Here is a 15,400-nt window from a genome sequence, read left to right as displayed (position 1 = left end):
GTACCCGGATCCGGGTCCATCAGAAGGAGCCTCCATGTCCATCCACATTCCCCAGCGCGTTCTCGTCGCCCCCAGCGGATTCAAGGAGAGCCTCGACGCCGAGACGGTCGCCAGGGCCATCGCATCGGGTGTGCGCCGCGTCATCCCCGGCATCCAGGTCGACGAGTTCCCGATCCCGGACGGCGGCGAGGGCACCGCGGCCGCGCTCGCCGCAGCGACCGGTGGCGAGCTCGTCCCGGTCACCGTCACCGGCCCGGTCGGCGATCCCGTCGTCGCGCACTATGCCCGCCTCGGAGGGTCGGCACGCGGCACGGCCGTCGTCGAGATGGCGCAGGCGGGCGGGCTGCGTCTGGTCCCGCGCGACAGGCGCGACCCCGGTGCCACGACGACGCTCGGCGTCGGGCAACTGATCGCCGCCGCGCTCGACACCGGCGCGGAGCGGATCATCGTCGGCTGCGGCGACTCGGGCACCAGCGACGGCGGGGCCGGTGCGCTGGAAGCGCTCGGCGTCCGGGTCCTCGACCGGGACGGCACCCCGCTGCCCCGCGGCGGACGGCACCTCGTCGACGCCGCCGCGCTGGATCTCACCCACCTGCACCCGCGGGCCGCCGAGGTCGAGATCGTCCTCGCCTGCAACATCCACAACGTCCTGTGCGGACCCCGAGGCGTCGCACGCGTGTTCGGTCCGCAGAAGGGCGCCTCACCCGCCGACGTCGAACAGCTCTCGGAAGCACTGGACACGTGGGCCGATGTGCTCGAGCGGTTCGGTCCGCAGGGCGCGACGATGGATGTGCGCACCGGACCGGGTACCGGAGCGTCCGGCGGCCTGGGGGCAGGACTCGCGGCGGTCCTCGGCGCTCGCCTGGCTCCGAGGTTCGAAGTGCTGCTGGACGGCGACCTGCTGCCGCGCAACCTCGACGACCTGCTCGAGACGGCCGACCTCGTCATCACGGCCGAGGGCGCGATCGACTTCCAGACGCCGCGCGGGAAGGTGCCGGCCGAGGTCGCCATGCGCGCCCGCATCGCCGGGGTGCCGGTGCTCGGCATCGCCGGCTCGCTGGGCGAAGGAGCTCCGGCCGTGCACGATATCGGCATCGGAGCGATCGCCTCCATCCTCACGGTGCCGATGCGGCTCGAACAGGCCGTCGAACAGGGCGAGGCTCTGCTGCGGGATGCTGCGGAGCGCAGCATGCGCCTGGTCATGCTCGGCTCCGCCCTCGCCGCGCGGGCCGCCTGAAGAGTGTTTCCCCGGCCGGCGACAGGGAGTCGGCCGGGGACGGCCGGTAGGATCGAGGGGTGCCAGTCAACACCGAACTTGTCGGCCGGGAGTTCCCGCCGACGGCCCCGTACCTCGTCGGTCGTGAGAAGGTGCGCGAGTTCGCCCGCGCCGTCTTCGCCGACGCTCCGCTGCACACCGATGTGGATGCCGCTCGCGCGCTCGGCTACGCCGACGTCGTCGCCCCGCCCACGTTCGCGATGGTCATCCAGGACCAGACGCTGCAGCAGCTGCTCAGCGAGCCGGGGTCGGGCATCGAACTGGCGCGCACCATCCACGCGGAGCAGCGCTTCGCCTACACGCGGCCGATCGTCGCGGGCGACGAACTGAGCGGACGCCTCACGGTCACCGGCATCCGCACGGTCGGCGGCAACGCCATGATCACCAGTGAAGCCGAGATCACGGATGCCGACGGCGCCCACGTCGTCACGGCGACCAGCGTCCTGCTGGTCGGAGCGGGGGAATGATGTCGTTCACGGTCGGAGACGTCGTCGCCGAGCGCGACATCCACCTCACGCGCGAGTCGCTGGTCCGCTACGCGGGCGCCTCGGGCGACTTCAACCCGATCCACTACCGCGACGACGTCGCCGAGTCGGTCGGGCTTCCCGGCGTGCTCGCGCACGGGATGCTGACGATGGGCATCGCCTCGTCCGTCGTGGTCGCGGCCCTGGGCGACACGGGCGCGATCACCGAATACGGTGTGCGGTTCACGAAGCCCGTCGTCGTCGACCCGGCGGACGGTGCGCACGTGCACGTGCTCGCCACGGTCGGCGCCGTGGACGAGACCAGCGCGCGCATCGACCTCAAGGTCACCTTCGGCGAGACCACGGTCCTCGGCAAGGCGCAGCTGCGCGTCGCGATCTGATGCGCGACGTCGCACCGATCGCGCTCTCGCAGCTCACCACGCTGCGCACCGGCGCCGCACCCGAGCGGATGCTGGAGGCGCGCACCGCCGACGAGCTGGTCGAGGCGCTGCGCGAGACCTGGACGCGCGGCGACGAATGGTTCGTCCTCGGCGGCGGCTCGAACCTGTTCATCGGCGACGAGACGTTCGAGGGCACCGTGATCCGCGTGCTGACGACCGGCATCGAGCGGCTCGAGTCGCCGCACCCCGGCCGCGCCCGCGTTCGCGTGCAGGCCGGTCACGACTGGGACGCGCTCGTCGCCTACACGGTCGAGCACGGACTCGCCGGCATCGAGGCGATGAGCGGCATCCCCGGAACCGTCGGCGCCGCCCCCGTGCAGAACGTCGGCGCGTACGGGCAGGAGATCCAGGAGACCCTCGTCGAGGTCGAGCTCATCGACGAGGGCGGCGAGGTGTCCGTGGTTCCGGCATCCGAACTCGGGCTGGGCTTCCGGACGTCCGTCCTCAAGCATCACTACGGTGGAGCGCCCCTGCGGCGCGCGGTCATCCTGTCGGTCACGCTGGATCTCGCTGACGTGGGGGATGCCGGGCGCATCGTCCGCGGCGAGCAGCTGCGCCGCGCGCTCGCGCTGCAGGACGACGCCCCTGTGCCGCTGGCCTGGGTGCGCGAGCGGATCCTGGCGACGCGTGCCGTCAAGGGCATGCTCCTCGATCGAGATGACCCCGACACGTCGAGTGCCGGTTCGTTCTTCCAGAACGCGATCGTGCCGGAGGCCGTCGCGCGGGCCCTCCCTCCGGAGTGCCCGCGGTGGCCTGTGGCCCCCGACCTGGATGCCGTCACGGTCATTCCGCTCGGCGCATATGACGGGACGGTTCCTCCGATCGTGTCGACGCCGACCGACGTCAAGGTGTCGGCGGCGTGGCTCATCGAGCACGCCGGCATCTCGAAGGGCTTCAAGCTGCCGCGCTCCCGCGCCGGGGTGTCAACCAAGCACGCCCTCGCGCTCACCAATCGCGGCGGAGCGACGGCCGGCGAGATCGCCGAACTCGCGCGCTACATCTCCAGTCGAGTGCACGCCGAGTTCGGTCTGCTGCTGCAGCCGGAACCCGTGCTCGTCGGCGTCGACATCTAACGTCCCCCGGTCGCAGAGCATCGCGCCGCAGCTCGCGCAGGGCGTATGCTCGCGTGCATGCCCGGACTCGTGCCGTACCTGTTCTTCCCCGGCAACGCCGCCGAAGCGCTGACCTTCTACCGCGACGTGTTCGGCGGGGAGCTGACGCTGTTCACGTACGCGCAGTTCAGCCGCGTGGACGGCCCTGACGACGCGATCGCGCACGGCATGCTCACCGGCGCGGTCCAGTTGTTCGCTGCAGATGCCGGAGGGGACGAGGATGCCGTGCACATCGTCGGGGCGAGCTTCTCGCTGCTCGGGGCAGCGGGGGCCTCGACTCTCACACGCTGGTTCGACGCGCTCGCCGAGGGTGGGACGGTCGCCGACCCGCTGCAGAAGCGTCCGTGGGGGGACTACGACGGTCAGGTGGTCGATCGCTACGGCATCCGCTGGCTGATCGGGTTCGAGGACTGACGCGCCCGCGCCGGATCACCCGGGCGCCTGCTCCCAGATCAGGAGGTTCGCCCGCAATCAGGACGATTCTCGAGAATCATCCTGATCTCGGCACATCGTCCTGATCTCGAGCGGGCGGAGACCCCGGTCAGGAGGCGAACAGGCGCTGCAGGCGCTGGACGCCCTCCAGAAGCTGGTCGTCGCCGAGCGCGTAGGAGAGGCGGAGGTATCCCGACGGCCCGAACGCCTCGCCGGGAACGACGGCGACCTCGGCCTGGTCGAGGATGAGGTCGGCCAGCTCGAGCGAGGTCGTGGGCGTGACGCCGCCCCAGGTCCGCCCGAGCAGACCCTGCACGTCGGGGTAGACGTAGAACGCGCCGAGCGGGTTCGGCACCTTCACACCGTCGATCTTCGACAGCTCCGACACGATGAGCCGGCGACGGCGGTCGAACGCCTCGCGGAACTGCTCGGCCTCGGTCTGCGGGCCGGTGAGAGCGGCGATCGCGCCCTTCTGCGCCACGTTGTTCACGTTGCTGGACAGGTGCGACTGCAGGTTGCCTGCGACCTTGATCGCGTCGGCGGGGCCGACCATCCAGCCCACGCGCCACCCTGTCATGGCATAGGTCTTCGCGACGCCGTTGACGAGGATCGTCTGGTTCGCAGCCGCCGGGACCGCTTCGACGATCGAGACGGCCTTCACGCCTTCGTAGGTGAGGTTCTGGTAGATCTCGTCAGAGATGATCCAGATGCCGTGCTCGACGGCCCACTCGCCGATGGCCTTGGTCTCCTCCGCCGTGTACACCGAGCCGGTCGGGTTCGACGGCGAGACGAACACGAGCACCGTGGTGCGGTCGGTGCGTGCCGCCTCGAGCTGCTCGACCGTGACCTTGTAGTCCTGGTCGGATCCGGCGAACACCTCGACAGGGATGCCGTCGGCCAGGCGGATCGCCTCGGGATACGTCGTCCAGTACGGCGCAGGCAGCAGCACCTCGTCGCCGGGGTTCACGACCGCCTGGAAGGCCTGATAGACGGACTGCTTGCCGCCGTTGGTCACGATGACCTGCGACGGGGAGACTTCGAGGCCGGAGTCGCGCAGCGTCTTCGCAGCGATCGCCTCGCGCAGCGCCGGCAGGCCGGGTGCGGGCGTGTACCGGTAGCTCGCCGGGTCGGCGAGAGCCTCTGCCGCGGCATCCACGATGAACTGCGGCGTCGCGAAGTCGGGCTCGCCGGCGGCGTAGGAGATGACCGGCTTGCCTTCGGCCTTCAGGGCCTTGGCCTTGGCATCCACCTTGAGGGTCGCGGACTCGGCGATTGCGGACAGCTTGCGGGAGAGAGGAGCGCGTTCGGTCACGCTTTGAATGCTACCCGCGCGAGGGGAGCCGTGCGCGTCAGTCGCTGCAGCACTCCGCAGTGCCGCACGAATCGGCGTATCGGCGCCGTGGCGCGGCAGGATCGGTCATGTCGACGAGAGCGGATGCATCGGCATGCGTCGGCTCATCGCCGACGGAGTGCCAGAGAGTGAAGTGCCACATCCCGCGGTTCTCGTCGGCCAGCAGCCGGTCGGGGCCGGTGAGGATAAGGACGCGGTCGTGCTCGCGGTCGGCCCGGAAGGGGGAGACGAGTTGTTCGCGCAGCACCGATGGGTCGACCTCGATCGTGTCGGCGCGTTCGACGGACTCGCCGTGCGCCTCGAGCGCGGTCGCCAGGGCGTCGGCGGCACGGCGCGAGCGGTTGTCGTCGGCACCGGCGACCACGACGAGGCGAGCGCCCGTCGCGTTGTTGTGCAGGAACTCGAGCGCGATCCCGTCCCACGCGTCTGTCATGCATCCAGGGTACGCCGGGGGCGTCGGACGGTCGTCGCTGCCGTCCGCAGCACCTGCGCGAGGAGGGCCGCCGCCTCTTCGACCAGCGCGTCGTCCAGATTCCCGTACCCCAGGACGAGGGCCTCGGGCAGGGCCCGGTCGAAGGCGTAGCGACGCAGCGGAACCAAAGCAAGCGCGTGCTCGGATCCGCGGCGGACGACCTCGCCGGCGTCGAGACCGGTCGGCAGGGAGAGGACGAGGTGCATGCCGGCGGCGATGCCGGTGACATCGAGGCCGCCGATCTCATCGCGCAGTCCGACGAGCTCGTGGTCGAGCGCCGCGAGCAGCCGACCGCGTCGTCGACGGAAGCGCGTGCGTGCGCGGCGCAGGTGCCGCTCCAGATCGCCGTGAGTGAGGAAGTGCGCGAGCGCGGCCTGATCGATGAGGGAGGGCGCGGTCGTTGCGGCGGCGGGTTCGAACCCCGACGGCAGGACCATCCATCCGATCCCGATACCCGCCGCGATGGATTTGGAGAGCGAACCGATCAGCGCGACGCGGTCCGGCGCGAGGCGCTGCAGGGCGGCCACCGGACGCCGGTCGTAGCGGAATTCGGCGTCGTAGTCGTCCTCGATCAGGAGGGCGTCGGCGGAACGCGCCCAGGCGACGATGTGCTCGCGCCGCTGCGGCGACAGGGCTGCGCCGAGGGGGAACTGGTGCGCCGGCGTGAGCAGCGCTGCTCGTGCACCCGTGCGTCGTGCGGCCGATTCGAGTGCCGCCACATCGATGCCGTCCTCGTCGACGGGCACGCCGATCGGTGTCAGTCCGCACTCCTGGGCGACGTCGCGCAGCCGCGGCCAGCTCGGATCCTCGACGAGCAGATGGCGGTGCCCGCGGCTTCGCAGTTCGAGCGCGAGCAGTCGCATGCCATCCGTCGCGCCGTGCGTGATCACGATGTCACCCGCCCCGGCGGCCACGCGTCGCGAACGGGCGAGGTAGTCCGCCACGGCATCCCTGGCGGGGGCGTAGCCGGGGCCGTGGTCCGCCACGAACGCCTGGTCCGGGAGAGCGACGAGTGCGGCGCGCAGCGCCGCAGCCCAGCGGGAGCGGGGGATGGCGCGCAGATCCGGCAGCCCGGGGCGCAGGTCGAAGCGCGGCGGCGGCGGCGCGGTCGACGCTGGCCGCGCGGCATCCCCGGTCACCGCAGCGCCGGCGATGGCCACGGCCACGGTCGTCGCCGAACCCGTGGTCGCCTCGAGGACGCCCTCGGCGACCAGCTGACCGTAGGTCTCCGTCACGACCCACCGCGAGACGCCGAGCGTCTCTGCGAGTGCGCGGCTCGGCGGCAGAGCGGCACCGTGCCGCAGGATGCCGTCGTCGATCGCCTGCCGAAGCGCGTGCTCCAGCCGGTCCCGCAGCGCCGAGCGGCCGTCGTTCGCCGGTGAGAGGTCGAGCAACGTCTCCCACGCGAGAATTGGTCTGGTCTTCTGCATCGTGATTGGAGTGTATAGCCGGACCGATGGATTCGTACCGTGGAGCTACGCAATCGAAAGGACCCCCATGCGCTCCCGCACTCTCTCCAACGGCACGACCTCCTTCGCGGTCTCCGCGCTCTGCCTCGGCGCCATGAACTTCGGTACCCGCACCGACCCGGAGACCTCGCGTGCGATCCTCGACCGATTCGTCGAGGCCGGCGGCACGTTCATCGACACCGCGAACAACTACAGCGTCTGGTCCGGTGGCCACGGACGCGAGAGCGAGGACATCCTCGGCGCATGGATGCGCGATCGCGGCAACCGCGACAGTCTGCGCATCGCGACGAAGCTGGGCGCCGCGCAGAAGGATCCGGCTAAGCCGCTGTCCACCACCCCGCCGACGAACTACGAGGGCCTGTCCGCCGAGGTCATCCGCCGGCAGGCCCCGGAGAGCGCTCGGCACCTCGGCATCTCGCACATCGACGTCCTCTACGGTCACGTCGACGACCGCGATGTCGATCTCGCCGAGACGGTCGGGGCGTTCGGCGCCCTGCAGCAGGACGGGCTGATCGGCATCGCCGGCATCTCGAACGTCGCGACCTGGCGGGTCGTCGAGGCCAGGGAAGAGGCTCGGCGCCAGGGCATCGCGCCGTACGGCGTGGTCCAGCAGCAGTACAGCTATCTTCAGCCGTCGCCGCGATTCGGACGGAACAACTTCGTCACGCCCGGCCTGCTCGACTACGCGGCCTCCACCGGCACACCGGATCGCCCGCCGCTCGCGATCACCGCGTACTCGCCGCTGCATCAGGGAGCGATCGCCCGCAGGAGCCAGCAGCTGTGGGGCGGCGTCGACCATCCCACCAGCCACGCCCGCCGCGAACTGCTGCACGAGGTCGCCGGCGAGATCGGCGCGACGCCGAATCAGGTCGCGCTCGCCTGGCTGATGGGCGGTGAGGTTCCGGTGATCCCCGTGATCGGCGCATCGAGCGTGGCGCAGCTGGACGAGGCGCTCGGGGCGACAGAGCTCGCGCTCGATCCCGAGATCCGCGCACGATTGGATGCCGAGCCCGGCGACCTCCGGTGAGATCGGAGAATCATCACAGCCCCGACGACATCACGCCGACGAGGAAGAAAGCACCCGAGATCAGCACCACCGCCTGCGGGTACACGGAGGATGCGACGCATATCCCGGCCGCGACGATGCCGAAGACCAGCGGCACCGCGAGCGGTGATCTGCCGGGGCTGGTGGCACCGGGCATCCGCAGCAGCAGAGCCAGCGCGATCATCGGCAGGAACAGCAGGTACTCGCGCGCTCCGAGGATGGCCTTCTCGGTCTGGCTCAGCCCGGACGTCCCTGCGCTGAGGAAGATCTCGGGCTGCGTGATGAAGATCGCGAGGATGCCGATCGACATCATGATGGTCAGGATGCTGAGCGTGAGCGAAATGATCCGACGCGGGCGGGACGCCGCTCGATAGGCGGTGGCGATGCTGGACATGCTCGGGAGGGTACGCCGATCGCGCGAAGCGCCGAGCGGATTGTCCACAGGCCGCACCCGTGCGACGAAGAGATCCCGTCGGTCGAACGCGATCCGAGGAAAGCGTCCGGCCGACGGGATACCTGCAGCCGTGTCAGTCCGTCTCGACGAGGTACCTGTTGTAGGCGCTGAGGGTCAGGAACGCCGGGAACTCGGTTCCCAGCGCGACCTCGCGGAACACATCCGCCGCATCGTCGAACCGGTCGCCGTCCTGGCGCTCGATCGCGGCGAGCACCTCGCCGATGATGGACTCGACGTACTCCGCCGTGATCGGAACGCCGTCGTCGGTGGAGCGGTCCTGGTGGATCCACTGCCACACCTGCGAGCGGGAGATCTCCGCGGTCGCGGCATCCTCCATCAGGTTGTCGATCGCGACGGCGCCAAGGCCCCGCAGCCAGGCCTCGATGTAGCGGATCGCGACCGAGACGTTGTCCCGCACGCCCTGCGCGGTGATCGGCCGGCCGATGTGCAGGTCGAGAAGATCCGCAGGCTTCACGTCGACGTCGGGGCGCTGCCGATCGAGCTGGTTCGGGCGGTCGCCCAGCACAGCGTCGAACTCGTCCTGCGCGGTCGGGATGAGATCCGGATGCGCGACCCACGTGCCGTCGAACCCGTCACCGGCCTCGCGGCGCTTGTCGGCGGAGACCTTCTCGATCGCGCGGGCGGTCACCTCCGGATCGCGGCGGTTGGGGATGAACGCGCTCATGCCGCCGATCGCGAAGGCGCCGCGCTTGTGGCACGTCTGCACGAGCAGTTCGGTGTACGCGCGCATGAACGGCACCGTCATGGTGACCTCGCTGCGGTCGGGCAGGACGAACCGCGCTCCGCGTCCGCGGTAGTTCTTGATGATCGAGAAGATGTAGTCCCAGCGCCCGGCGTTGAGCCCGGCGCAGTGGTCGCGCAGTTCGAACAGGATCTCGTCCATCTCGAACGCCGCCGGCAGCGTCTCGATCAGCACGGTCGCCCTGATCGTCCCGTGCGCCAGGCCCGCGTACTCCTCGCTGAAGGTGAAGATGTCGTCCCACAGCTTCGCCTCCTCGCTGGATTCGAGCTTGGCGATGTAGAAATACGGTCCGCGCCCCGCCTCGATCAGGGCCTGCGCGTTGTGAAGGAAGTACAGCCCGAAGTCGACGAGGGAACCGGATGCCGCCATCGCCCGACCCGTGCGGTCGATGAAGCTCAGGTGCTTCTCGGTGAGGTGCCAGCCGCGCGGACGCATCACGATCGTCGGCGTTCGGTCGGCGGTGACGCGGTACTCCTTGCCCTCGGGGCTGGTGTGGGTCAGCTCGCCCCTGATCGCATCGCGCAACGACAGCTGCCCGCCGATGACGTTCGCCCAGGTCGGGCTCGTGGCGTCCTCCTGGTCGGCGAGCCAGACGCGCGCGCCGGAGTTCAGGGCGTTGATCGTCATCTTCGGGTCGGTCGGGCCCGTGATCTCGACCCGGCGGTCCTCGAGACCAGGTCCCGCTCCCGCGACCTGCCACTCGGCATCCTCGCGGATGTGGGCGGTGTCGTCGCGGAACCGCGGGTCATGACCGTTGCCGATCTCGAAGCGCCGCCGCATCCGGTCGGCGAGCCGGTCGTGCCGGCGGTGCGCGAAGCGGTGGTGCAGCTCGGTGAGGAAGGCGACGGCATCCGGCGTGAGGATCTCGTCATAGCGGTCGCGCAGGGGGCCGTCGATCCGGATCGCCGGCCCCTGCAGGGTCTCGGTGGGGATGGTCGGGGGAGCGGTGGGAGTGGTCATGATGTGTGTCCTTTTCGTCGTCGAGCCGGGTGGCGTGTCCGGGGTGGTGCGGGTTCATGCGGTTGCGACCGGCATCAACCCGGACATCCCGAAGTGGCGTGTCCGGGTTGCCGCGGGTCTTCGCGGTGGCGGCCCGCATCAACCCGGACATCGGGTGCGCTGAGGTTGTGGACCCCGACCGCCCCGGGATCAGTGGAATTGCGCGGTCTCGGTGGAGCCGGCGAGGGCGAGCGTCGCGCTGTCGGGGTTGAGCGCGGTCGAGATGACGTCGAAGTATCCGGTGCCGGCTTCGCGCTGGTGCTTGGTGGCGGTGTATCCGGACGCCTCGGCGGCGAACTCGGCCTCCTGCAGGTCGACGTAGGCGCTCATGGCGCGCTCGGCGTATCCGCGGGCGAGGTCGAACATGGAATGGTTCAGGGCATGGAAGCCGGCCAGGGTGATGAACTGGAACTTGTAGCCCAGCTCGGCCAGCTCCTGCTGGAACGTGGCGATCTCGGCATCCGACAGGTGCTTCTTCCAATTGAAGCTCGGCGAGCAGTTGTACGCGAGCAGCTTGCCGGGAAACCGCTCATGAATCGCCGAGGCGAACGACCGGGCCAGCTCGATGTCCGGCTCGCCCGTCTCGACCCAGAGCAGGTCGGCGTACGGGGCGAACGCGAGTCCGCGGCTGATGACCGAGTCGATGCCTGGACGGATCCGGTAGAACCCCTCGGCGGTGCGCTCGCCGGTGGTGAACCGCTGGTCGCGCTCGTCGACGTCGCTGGTGAGCAGGTCGGCGGCGAGGGCATCCGTGCGGGCGATGATGACGGTGGGAACCCCGGCGACGTCGGCCGCCAGGCGGGCGGCGTTCAGCGTGCGGATGTGCTGCTGCGTCGGCACCAGCACCTTTCCGCCCAGATGTCCGCACTTCTTCTCGCTGGCCAGCTGGTCCTCCCAGTGGATGCCGGCGGCACCGGACTGGATCAGCGACTGCGCCAGCTCGTACGCGTTCAGGGGCCCGCCGAAGCCGGCCTCGGCATCCGCCACGATCGGGGCGAGCCAGTCCTGGGTGATGTCCCCTTCGGCGTGCTCGAGCTGATCCTGCCGCAGCAGCGCGTTGTTGATGCGGCGGACCACCGACGGCACGGAGTTCGCCGGGTACAGCGACTGGTCGGGGTAGGTCTGACCTGCGAGGTTGCCGTCGGCGGCGACCTGCCAGCCGGAGAGGTAGATGGCCTTGAGCCCAGCGCGCACCTGCTGCACGGCCTGACCGCCGGTGTAGGCGCCGAGTGCACGGACGTACTCCTCGGTGTGCAGGAGGTTCCACAGGTTCTCGGCTCCGCGGTGGGCGAGCGTCGCATCCTCGCGGACCGAGCCGCGGATGCGGATGACGTCCTCGGCGGAGTACGTGCGCTCGATGCCGTCCCAGCGGGGGTCCGTGTCCCAGATCTCCTCGAGCTCGGCCGCGGTCTGGACCTGGTCACCGGCTCGCAGTCCGGTCGGGGTGTTGTTCGTCATGATCTCTCCTGTTCAGCTCGCTGAGCTTGTCGAAGCGTCGGGGTGGCTTGGCATCCACTCTGCGTGAAGATCTCGAATGCTGATGGCCGAAATCGAGGAGAAATTTGGGCATATTTCTGTTTTCGTGACAGAATCCCGGGCATGACCCCGGCGCAGATCGAAGAAGACACCGACGCCCTCACCATCGGACGGCGCATCCGGCAGCTGCGCGCATCCCGGGGGATGACCCTGGAGGCGCTCGCCGCAGCTGTCGACCGCGCGCCCAGCCAGCTGTCCATGATCGAGACCGGCAAGCGTGAACCGAAGCTCACGCTGCTGCAGGCGATCGCCCGCGCGCTGGGCACGAGCATCGACGCGCTGCTCGAGGGCGAACCGCTCGACGAGCGCAGCGCGCTCGAGATCTCGCTGTCGCGGGCGATGAAGGGGCACACGTTCCAGGCCCTCGGGATCGAGCCGTTCCGGATCGCCAAGAGCGTCCCGACCGACGCACTGAAGGCGCTGCTCGCCCTGCACGGCGAGATCGACCGGCTGCGGGACGAGCGGGCGGCGACGCCGGAGGAGGCCCGTCGCGCGAACGTCGAGCTGCGGCATCTCATGCGGCGGCAGGACAACCATTTCGCGGAGCTCGAGGCGAAGGCAGCCGAGATCCTCGCGGCCGTGAAGCACCCAGGCGGCCCGCTCACTCAGCGCACGGCCTCCGAGATCGCCGCGCATCTCGGATTCACGCTGCACTACGCATCCGATCTTCCGCAGACGACGCGCAGCGTCGCCGACCTCGCGAACGGCCGGCTGTATCTCTCCGGCCAGGTGCAGGCCAAGGGGGACGCGCGCACGGCCGTGCTGCAGGCGCTGTCGAGTCGCATCCTCGGCCACGCCGAGCCGCACAGCTATGCCGAATTCCTGCGGCAGCGCGTGGAGACCAATTACCTCACCGGGGCGCTGCTCATCCCGGAGGCGCACGTCGTACCGGCGCTGCAGGAGGCGAAGACCCGCAGGGAGATCTCGATCGAGGACCTGCGGGATGCGTATTCGGTCTCGTACGAGACGGCCGCCCATCGGTTCACGAACCTCGCGACGCGGCACCTCGACATCCCGGTGCACTTCCTGAAGGTGCACGAGTCCGGCACGATCACGAAAGCGTACGAGAACGACGACGTGAACTTCCCGACCGATCGGCTCGGCGCGATCGAGGGGCAGATGTGCTGCCGGCGGTGGACGAGCCGCGTGGTCTTCGACGAGGACGACCGGTTCAACCCGTACTACCAGTACACCGACACGGGAAACGGGACGTACTGGTGCACGGCCAGGGTCGAGGCATCCAGCGAGGGGCTGCACTCGGTCAGCGTCGGCGTGCGCTTCGACGACACGAAGTGGTTCGTCGGGCGCGACACCCCGCACCGTGGCGTGTCGAAGCACTCGGTCGAGGTGTGCTGCCGCCGCGCGCCGGCCGAGCTCGAGCAGCGCTGGCGCGAGCAGTCCTGGCCGAACGTGAAGACCCCGCGGACGCTGCTCGCGACCCTGCCGACCGGGGCGTTCCCCGGCGTCGACACGACGGACGTGTACGAGTTCCTCGAGGCCCACGCCCCTCGGTAGCCTTGCGGTGATGGTGCTCGACGGAGGGGACGAGATGTCGGATGAAGCGGCGACGCCGTCGGAGGATCACCCATGGCGGGCGGAGATGCGTTCGCTCGTCAGCGGTGTCGACCTCGTCGTGCTCTCGCTCGCGATCGTCGCCGGCGTGTGGGGCGTGTTCGCCACGTTGGCGGATGCGTCCGGAGACGACTTCGGCGGCAACCTCGCCGTCATCACCCCCGGCCTGTATGCCGGGTGGTGCATGCTCGAGATGGCATGGAAGCGCGGGTCCTCCATCGGCCACGTCCTGATGCGGATGGTCACGGCGTGCTTCATCGCTCCGGCGTTCGTCTCGATCCCGATCGGCATCGTCCAGGCGATCGCCGTCGCCTTCCCCGCCGTGAGGCAGACGATCGCGGAGTCCGAAGCTCAGAACGGCGGCTTCCACTACTGGTGGAGCGAGGGAATCGTCGCACAGCTGTTCCTCGTGCCGATGGCCGGCTACGTGATCGGCATGTGCATCCCGCTGGGCGTGGTGCTGATCATCGTGATGCCCGTGCTCTCGATCCGCGCGCCGAAGATCGCCGCTGCCGGTTCCCACCTCGAGCGCGTCGATGGACGTGCCCGCCCGTCGGCGACGGCCTTCGTGTTCGTCGGCCTCGGCGCTACGACACTCGGGATCGTGCTGTGGGTGTTCGGCGACGGCGACAGCATCCTGGAGTTCCCCGAGGGAGTCGCGCGGTCGCTCGACGCGCTGTCGTACGGCGACTTCTCGATGGAAGTCCTGTGGCCCGTCGGCGTGGTGCTCGTCGTCGCGGGTGTGCTCAGCATGATCTGCGGTTGCATACCGGTGCTCGTCGCGCGCGGCCGGGCCGCGGACGTGGAGCCGCCTCGGGCGACGGACTGAGCCTTCGGCTACGCGCGCGGAGCGGCAGTGCTGTCGCGGACGATGAGCTGCGGACTCAGCTGCACTCGGTGGACAGGCCGATCGATGCTGCCCATCCGGTGCAGCAGCAGGTCCACCGCGCTGCGCCCCACGGAAGCGCGCGGCGGACTCACCGCGGTCAGCGCCGGCGTGAACAGCTGAGCGACCTCGTCGTCGTACGCGATGATCGACAGGTCATCGGGGACCGAGATCCCGCGGTTCAGTGCGAGATCGACGACAGCCATCGCTTCGGGGTCGGAGTGCACGAGGAGACCGGTGATCCCGGCATCCATCATCGAATCCAGCGCGATGTTGACCTCGGAAGTGAAGTCGACACTCGCGCGATCCGGCAGGATCGTCGCCGCGTTGCGCGCCGGCTCGAGCTGCAGGTCCTCGACAGCCTGGTGCCAGCCCGCAGCGATCTTGCGCGATGTCGGTGAATTGCGCGACAGCACGAGTCCGACGCGCCGATGGCCGAGGGCGGCCAGGTGCCTCGCGGCCAGCATCGCGCCCAGCCCATGGTCGGTCACCACGGACTCGACCGGTGCCCCGTCGGGGGAGACCATCTCACGCTCGACGAAGACGGTCGGGATGCCGGATTCGTGCAGCCAGCGCACGACATCCTGCGCGTGGGTGGTGTCCGTGTTCGGCGCGACGATGAGGCCGGAGATGTCCTCGCTGGCGACGAGTCGCTCCAGGACGGGGCGTTCGTCCTGCAGTTCGTACGACGCTCCGCGCAGCACGACCTTCAGGCCGCGGGCGCGGGCCTCGGCCTCCATGCCGCGGACGACGCCGGGCCAGTAGTAGTTCAGCGACGGGACGAGCACTGCGATCGTGCGGACCTCTGGCTCGCTCGGAGCGGATGCCGCCGCAGCCGCCGCCTTCGACGGCACCGCCCCGCCGTGCACGCGCACGAGCACGCCGTCGCGCTCCATCTGCGCCAGGTCGCGGCGCAGCGTCACCGGGGTCACGCCGAGGTCGTCGACCAGCTGCGAGATGCGCACCGCCCCGTCGCGCGCGAGCGCGTCGATCACGTGCTCGCGGCGCTTCGCCGCCAGCAGTGCGTGCGCGTTGTCGTCGGTCATGCTTCCTCGCCTCTCCCACGTTCTTTCTACCGTCATCGGCGTCCCACGCGGGGAATTCCGGT

At 69.8% G+C, this 15,400-nt stretch carries 15 protein-coding genes; 8 read left to right on the top strand and 7 right to left on the bottom strand.

All coding sequences use genetic code 11. The annotated features are described in order from the left end of the window. The first annotated feature begins 34 nt into the window (after positions 1-34). The 5 genes from AC3ANJ_RS14670 to AC3ANJ_RS14650 are packed head-to-tail and all read left to right on the top strand — an operon-like array spanning position 35 to position 3,727. Positions 35-1,237, top strand: a complete 1,203-nt coding sequence (locus AC3ANJ_RS14670) for a glycerate kinase family protein (RefSeq protein ID WP_488316936.1) — start codon at positions 35-37, stop codon at positions 1,235-1,237. 59 nt (positions 1,238-1,296) lie between these two features. Continuing rightward, entirely contained in the window at positions 1,297-1,743 is a 447-nt protein-coding gene (locus AC3ANJ_RS14665; protein ID WP_488316935.1) for an FAS1-like dehydratase domain-containing protein, read from the top strand. Further along, positions 1,740-2,141 carry a MaoC/PaaZ C-terminal domain-containing protein gene (locus AC3ANJ_RS14660; protein ID WP_488316934.1) on the top strand — a complete coding sequence of 134 codons (402 nt, stop codon included), beginning with the start codon at positions 1,740-1,742 and terminating at the stop codon, positions 2,139-2,141. The genes AC3ANJ_RS14665 and AC3ANJ_RS14660 overlap by 4 nt, the downstream gene beginning before the upstream one ends. Continuing rightward, complete coding sequence (locus AC3ANJ_RS14655; protein ID WP_488316933.1) at positions 2,141-3,274, top strand: UDP-N-acetylmuramate dehydrogenase; 1,134 nt, start codon at positions 2,141-2,143, stop codon at positions 3,272-3,274. The genes AC3ANJ_RS14660 and AC3ANJ_RS14655 overlap by 1 nt, the downstream gene beginning before the upstream one ends. A 57-nt stretch (positions 3,275-3,331) precedes the next feature. Next, positions 3,332-3,727 carry a VOC family protein gene (locus AC3ANJ_RS14650; protein ID WP_406249215.1) on the top strand — a complete coding sequence of 132 codons (396 nt, stop codon included), beginning with the start codon at positions 3,332-3,334 and terminating at the stop codon, positions 3,725-3,727. 127 nt (positions 3,728-3,854) lie between these two features. Here AC3ANJ_RS14650 and AC3ANJ_RS14645 read toward each other — a convergent pair whose 3' ends face one another. Genes AC3ANJ_RS14645 through pdxR form a run of 3 tightly spaced genes read right to left on the bottom strand, consistent with a single transcriptional unit; the run spans position 3,855 to position 6,998 of the window. Then, positions 3,855-5,057, bottom strand: a complete 1,203-nt coding sequence (locus AC3ANJ_RS14645; RefSeq protein WP_488316932.1) for a pyridoxal phosphate-dependent aminotransferase — start codon at positions 5,055-5,057, stop codon at positions 3,855-3,857. A gap of 37 nt (positions 5,058-5,094) precedes the next feature. Then, complete coding sequence (locus AC3ANJ_RS14640; RefSeq protein ID WP_488316931.1) at positions 5,095-5,529, bottom strand: hypothetical protein; 435 nt, start codon at positions 5,527-5,529, stop codon at positions 5,095-5,097. Continuing rightward, entirely contained in the window at positions 5,526-6,998 is a 1,473-nt protein-coding gene (gene pdxR, locus AC3ANJ_RS14635; protein ID WP_488316930.1) for a MocR-like pyridoxine biosynthesis transcription factor PdxR, read from the bottom strand. Before pdxR ends, AC3ANJ_RS14640 begins: the two co-directional genes overlap by 4 nt. 67 nt (positions 6,999-7,065) lie before the next feature. On the opposite strand from pdxR, the gene AC3ANJ_RS14630 reads away from it, so the two are divergent. After that, entirely contained in the window at positions 7,066-8,064 is a 999-nt protein-coding gene (locus tag AC3ANJ_RS14630) for an aldo/keto reductase (protein WP_488316929.1), read from the top strand. A 13-nt stretch (positions 8,065-8,077) separates the two neighbouring features. On the opposite strand, the gene AC3ANJ_RS14625 is transcribed toward AC3ANJ_RS14630, so the two are convergent. The 3 genes from AC3ANJ_RS14625 to aceA all read right to left on the bottom strand — a co-directional run bounded on the left by AC3ANJ_RS14625 (position 8,078) and on the right by aceA (position 11,756). Further along, positions 8,078-8,476, bottom strand: a complete 399-nt coding sequence (locus AC3ANJ_RS14625) for a hypothetical protein (RefSeq protein WP_488316928.1) — start codon at positions 8,474-8,476, stop codon at positions 8,078-8,080. 133 nt (positions 8,477-8,609) lie between these two features. Then, positions 8,610-10,259 carry a malate synthase A gene (gene aceB, locus AC3ANJ_RS14620; protein WP_488316927.1) on the bottom strand — a complete coding sequence of 550 codons (1,650 nt, stop codon included), beginning with the start codon at positions 10,257-10,259 and terminating at the stop codon, positions 8,610-8,612. A 189-nt stretch (positions 10,260-10,448) separates the two neighbouring features. Beyond that, a complete protein-coding gene (gene aceA, locus AC3ANJ_RS14615) occupies positions 10,449-11,756 on the bottom strand; it encodes an isocitrate lyase (RefSeq protein ID WP_488316926.1) in 1,308 nt (435 codons plus the stop codon). 141 nt (positions 11,757-11,897) lie between these two features. On the opposite strand from aceA, the gene AC3ANJ_RS14610 reads away from it, so the two are divergent. Next, the gene (locus AC3ANJ_RS14610; protein WP_488316925.1) at positions 11,898-13,349 is read left to right on the top strand and encodes a helix-turn-helix domain-containing protein; all 1,452 of its coding nucleotides are present in this window, start codon (positions 11,898-11,900) and stop codon (positions 13,347-13,349) included. A gap of 10 nt (positions 13,350-13,359) precedes the next feature. Continuing rightward, positions 13,360-14,235, top strand: a complete 876-nt coding sequence (locus tag AC3ANJ_RS14605; protein ID WP_488316924.1) for a hypothetical protein — start codon at positions 13,360-13,362, stop codon at positions 14,233-14,235. Positions 14,236-14,243: 8 nt separating this feature from the next. Here AC3ANJ_RS14605 and AC3ANJ_RS14600 read toward each other — a convergent pair whose 3' ends face one another. After that, positions 14,244-15,338, bottom strand: a complete 1,095-nt coding sequence (locus AC3ANJ_RS14600; protein WP_488316923.1) for a LacI family DNA-binding transcriptional regulator — start codon at positions 15,336-15,338, stop codon at positions 14,244-14,246. Positions 15,339-15,400 lie beyond the last annotated feature (62 nt).

The organism is Microbacterium sp. STRO-1N, from assembly GCF_057748015.1.
This window is presented reverse-complemented; position numbering and strand designations above follow the sequence as displayed.